The sequence below is a fragment of the Pseudomonas morbosilactucae genome (assembly GCF_023241665.1).
In the GTDB taxonomy this organism is placed as follows: domain Bacteria; phylum Pseudomonadota; class Gammaproteobacteria; order Pseudomonadales; family Pseudomonadaceae; genus Aquipseudomonas; species Aquipseudomonas morbosilactucae.
Genome location: NZ_JALQCX010000102.1, coordinates 1 through 4,272 on the forward strand (window position 1 = coordinate 1; position 4,272 = coordinate 4,272).

At 60.4% G+C, this 4,272-nt stretch carries 4 protein-coding genes; 3 read left to right on the forward strand and 1 reads right to left on the reverse strand.

The window, feature by feature from the left end:
- Positions 1-1,438 (reverse strand): terminase large subunit domain-containing protein (locus tag M1B35_RS31710; protein ID WP_268264056.1); only part of this gene is annotated, 1,438 nt, incomplete at its 3' end.
- A gap of 163 nt (positions 1,439-1,601) precedes the next feature.
- Between M1B35_RS31710 and M1B35_RS31715 the strand changes: the two genes are divergently transcribed.
- Genes M1B35_RS31715 through gpM form a run of 3 tightly spaced genes read left to right on the forward strand, consistent with a single transcriptional unit; the run spans position 1,602 to position 4,259 of the window.
- Positions 1,602-2,519 carry a GPO family capsid scaffolding protein gene (locus tag M1B35_RS31715; RefSeq protein ID WP_268264057.1) on the forward strand — a complete coding sequence of 306 codons (918 nt, stop codon included), beginning with the start codon at positions 1,602-1,604 and terminating at the stop codon, positions 2,517-2,519.
- Between the two features lies 1 nt (position 2,520).
- Positions 2,521-3,540: a phage major capsid protein, P2 family gene (locus tag M1B35_RS31720; protein ID WP_268264058.1), complete on the forward strand. Its 1,020-nt coding sequence runs from the start codon at positions 2,521-2,523 to the stop codon at positions 3,538-3,540.
- Positions 3,537-4,259, forward strand: coding sequence for a phage terminase small subunit (gpM, locus tag M1B35_RS31725; RefSeq protein ID WP_268264059.1), 723 nt, complete (start codon positions 3,537-3,539; stop codon positions 4,257-4,259). The genes M1B35_RS31720 and gpM overlap by 4 nt, the downstream gene beginning before the upstream one ends.
- The last annotated feature ends 13 nt before the right edge of the window (positions 4,260-4,272 follow it).

Consider the following 4,272-nt stretch of genomic DNA (forward strand, 5'->3'; position numbering starts at 1 on the left):
CGTTGAAGCGCTCTGTGAGCTTCTTGACCTGGTCGGCCTGATACTTGAAGGACTGCCCCCGCCAGCTGTGCTTTTCAAGGATCCGGAACTTCGCCCCGGGCTCCAGCGGCGGAGCAACAACCACACAGGTGGCGTCGTCGCGGGTGCGGCTTGGGTCGTAGCCGATCCAGACCGGGCTGTTGCCGAAAGGTCGGTCCAGTTCGGGGTCGTAGTCCTCCCACAACAACAGATCGGAATAGCACCGCTCCAGGTCCTTGAGGCCGAACGCGCTCTGCGTGCTGTCGATGAACTTGCAGTAGAACAACTGCTGGAACTTGTCCTCGTCGTACTCCAGCTGCAGCTGCTCCAGATCGAACAGATCGCAGCCGCCGTCGATCGCATCCTGGATGGTGATGGTCTTGCGCCATTGACCGTCCGGGCACAGCGCGCCCTGGGTGTAAGCCGATTCCGCCGGCCAGGTGCCGCCAGCCTTTTTCCCGCGCTTGCTGTTCCGGAACTCTTCACCGGACCAGAACGGGTACGCCTGATGCGACACCGCGCTGGGCGTCGAGAAATAGGTTTTGCGCCATTTCTTGTGGGTGCCCATGGCGCTGGCCACGGTGCTGAGCTTCTCGAAGTCGCGGATCCAGAAGTATTCGTCGACGTAGACGTGCCCGTGGTAGCCCTGGGCCGTGCTGCTGTTGGTGGACAGGAAACGCAGTTCGGCGCCGTTGCTGAGCACAATCGGGTTGCCGGTCAGCTCGATATCAAACCACTGCCTGGCAAACTGGATGATGTAGCTGCGGAAGATCTCCGACTGCGATCGGCTGGCCGACAGGAACACCTGGTTATCGCCGCTCAACACGGCGTCCATGAACGCCTCGCCGGCGAAGTAGTAGGTCAGGCCCACCTGGCGGCTTTTGAGGATGTTCCGGATCCGGCAAGTCAGCGGGTTTTGCTTGGCGGCAAACAGCTCCTGCTGGTAGAGGTACATCTTGGAGATGAACTTATCCAGGAAGTCGACTTCGGTCAGGCCGCTGATGTCGTTCTTGGCCTTCTTCTCCTTCTTCTTGCCGCCACCCTCGCTACGGCCTGAACGATCCCCACGGGAGCGCTGGCGGGGCTCCTGGCGCTCGCCCTGGTCATCGTCGACCGCTGCCACCGGTGTGGGCTTGGCCGCTTGTTTCAGCAGTCGCTCACGCACCAACGTCAGCCGGTCCAGCTCGTTTAGTTCGTCCTTTGACAGGTTGCCCACTTTGTCCAGGAGCAGGGTGATACGACGGCCAACAGCGGTCAGCGGCTCTTCATCCGACAGCATGTCTTCCCACCCGCCCTGGCGGATCCAGTAGTAGACGATCCGGATGTTGGGCAGGTTGAGTTGCGCCTGAATTTCCTTGGCCTTACAGCGGCGCAGAAACAGGCGTTTGGCGGCTTCTTTAACTTCGGTCGAGTAGTACATGGGCCGCAGTCTATGCGGCGAAAACGCGAGAAACGCGGGGTTAAATTCCGCCTTCTTCCTAGATCTTGAATCTAGGAGAAGCGCGGATTTGAACCGTTTGTTTGGGGGCAAACGGCTCCCTATCGTGGCGGCTCATTCAACCGATTGAGCGCAGTTAACGCCCATGCCCCGTTCCCTTGTTTCGTACTGGAAACGTGTCGCCACCAGCGGCACCACCGCTGATGGCCGCGAGATCCTTCCCCAGGAACTGCGCGATATCGCTGAGACCTATAAGCCGTCTTTTTATACCGCTGTTATCTGGTGTGAACATGAACGCTGGCAGGGCTGTTTCGGGACTGTATTCGCGGTCCGCTTGATTGAAGAAGGCGAAGACCTAGAGCCCGGTGAAGTCGCGCTGGAGGCCCAGCTCAAGCCCAACGACCGTTTACTGGCACTCAATGACGAAGGTCAGAAGCTGTTCACCAGCATTGAAATCAGGCCCAACTTCCGCGGCAGTGGCAAGGCCTATTTGGGTGGCCTGGCGGTGACAGATGAACCCGCCAGCATTGGCACTCAAGAACTCTACTTTTCCCACCGGACTGGCAAGGACGGGTATTACGCCGCCTCTGTCGAACTGGGCCCGCTTGAAGACATCCCGGCAGCCAGCGAGCTGAATAAGTTTTTCACTTTGTTTTCAGGGCTACTCAAGCGCTTTAGCACCGACGCCCCTCCCGCAACCCCGTCAACCCCAACCGAGAGCAAACCCCCAATGGATGAAGCTACCGCAACGGCTTTGAAAGCCCTGCTGGCCCAGCTGCTGGTCGTCGCTGCCGGCATTCAGGCCGTAATCGAGCCCGCCGCTGAAGATGCACCAGAACCCGACCAGGAACTGGTCGATGACGTGAGCGCCGCTGTAGACCAGATCGTCACCACTGCCGAAGAAGAGCGCGAGTTCCGCCGCAAGGGTGGCTCTAACGCTGCTGTGCTGGCTGCGCTGTCGAGCCTGCAAAAGCAGTTCAGCGTGATTCAGAACACCCCAACCGGTCGCCAACTGCCGCGCAATGCCGGTCCAGTGGCCCCTGTCAAAAAGCGGGTGCTCTGACATGGCCCGTAACCTGAGCGCCTTCGGCGCGAAAATGTTCGCCCAGCTGCAGTTGGCCCTTGCTGAAAACTACGGCGTCGACCTGGTCAGCACCCAGTTCAGCGTTGAACCGTCGATCACCCAGGAGCTGAACGACGCGATCACCGCGAAAGCGGACTTCCTTGAGCGGATCAACGTCGTCCCGGTGACCGAGATCAAGGGCGAAAAGGTCTTCATCGGTACCAACGGCCCGGTTACTGGCCGTACCAACACCAAGACCACCGATCGCGAGGCAAAGGACGCCTCCGGTCTGGACAACAACCTGTACGAACTGCACGACACCCAGTCCGATGTAGGGCTGCCGTACGCCAAGATCGACGCCTGGGCCAAGTTCCCGGATTTCCACCAGAAATACTCTGCCGCCGTGCAGAAGCAGATCGCCTTGGACCGCATGATGATCGGTTTCCACGGTACCCACGCGGCCGTGCAAACCGACGTTATCCAGTATCCGCTGCTCCAGGACGTGAACATCGGCTGGCTGCAGATCCTGCGTACCCAAGCGCCGCACCAGGTCCTGGCCGAAGGTAAGGTGGCCGGCAAGATTGTCATTGGCGCCGATGGCGACTACGCCAACCTCGATGCCGCAGTTCATGACGCCAAACAATTGGTGGACGAACGTCTGCGCGAGAACGGCGACCTGGTGGCGATCATCGGTTCCGATCTGCTCGCCGCCGATAAGGCCAAGCTGTACAGCAAGCAGGCTGACACCCCGACCGAGAAAGAACGTATCGAACTGGCCCAGGTGATCGCCACCTACGGCGGCCTGGCGGCTTTCAGCGTCCCGCACTTCCCGGTCGATGCGATTCTGGTCACCAGCTTCGACAACTTGTCGATCTATTACCAGGACTCCAGCTGGCGCAAGCAGACCGTCGACAACCCGAAGCGCTCCCGCGTTGAGGACTACAACAGCCGCAACGAGGGCTATGTGGTCGAGCAACTGGAGAAGGCTGGGCTGATGGAAAACATCGAGGTGGCCAAGTGAGTCTGGCCCTGGCGCACAAGCGCCGCACCCTGGCCTTGGGGGTTGCCGCCGTAGTGGCTGCTGCAGGTGCGCCGGTGGCCTATTCACCGGCCGAGGCCCTGAGCAGTCCGGCCAATGCCCGCAAACACCTGCTGCTGCAGGAAGCGGCACTGGACCAGGATCTGGAGCGCCTGAGCGCGCTCAAGAACCTGGCCAGCAAACAGGCACTCAAGCGCGACGAACTGTTGCCCAAGTACCAGGACTACGTCCAGCGCTACTGCGAATCGGGGCTGAGTTTCCACAATCGCGTTGCGGTGCAGGTAATGGTCTGGCTGTTGGATACCGCGCAGTTCGACGACGCCCTGGAACTGGCGGACTTTCTGATCGAGCAAGGTCAGCCAATGCCTGAGCGCTTCAAGCGCCGCGATATCCAGACCTTTGTTGCGGATGCGGTCTACGAGTGGGCTTACACCGAGTACAAGGCCGGCCGCAGCCCTGAGCCCTACCTGTCTGACCTGCTGCCGCTTGTCGACGGCGAATGGCAGCTGACTGAGCAGATCCCCAGCAAGTACCACAAGTTGATCGGTATGCGCGCCATGGAGGCGGGGAATTTCGACGTTGCGCTCAAGCACCTGGAGCGCTCGACAGAGCTTTACGCGCAGGCCGGCAACGACACCCGCATCGAGAAGGTCCGCAAGGCCTTGGCAAAACAAGCGGCCACTACTCCGGCCACCGAATAACCGACTACCCCCC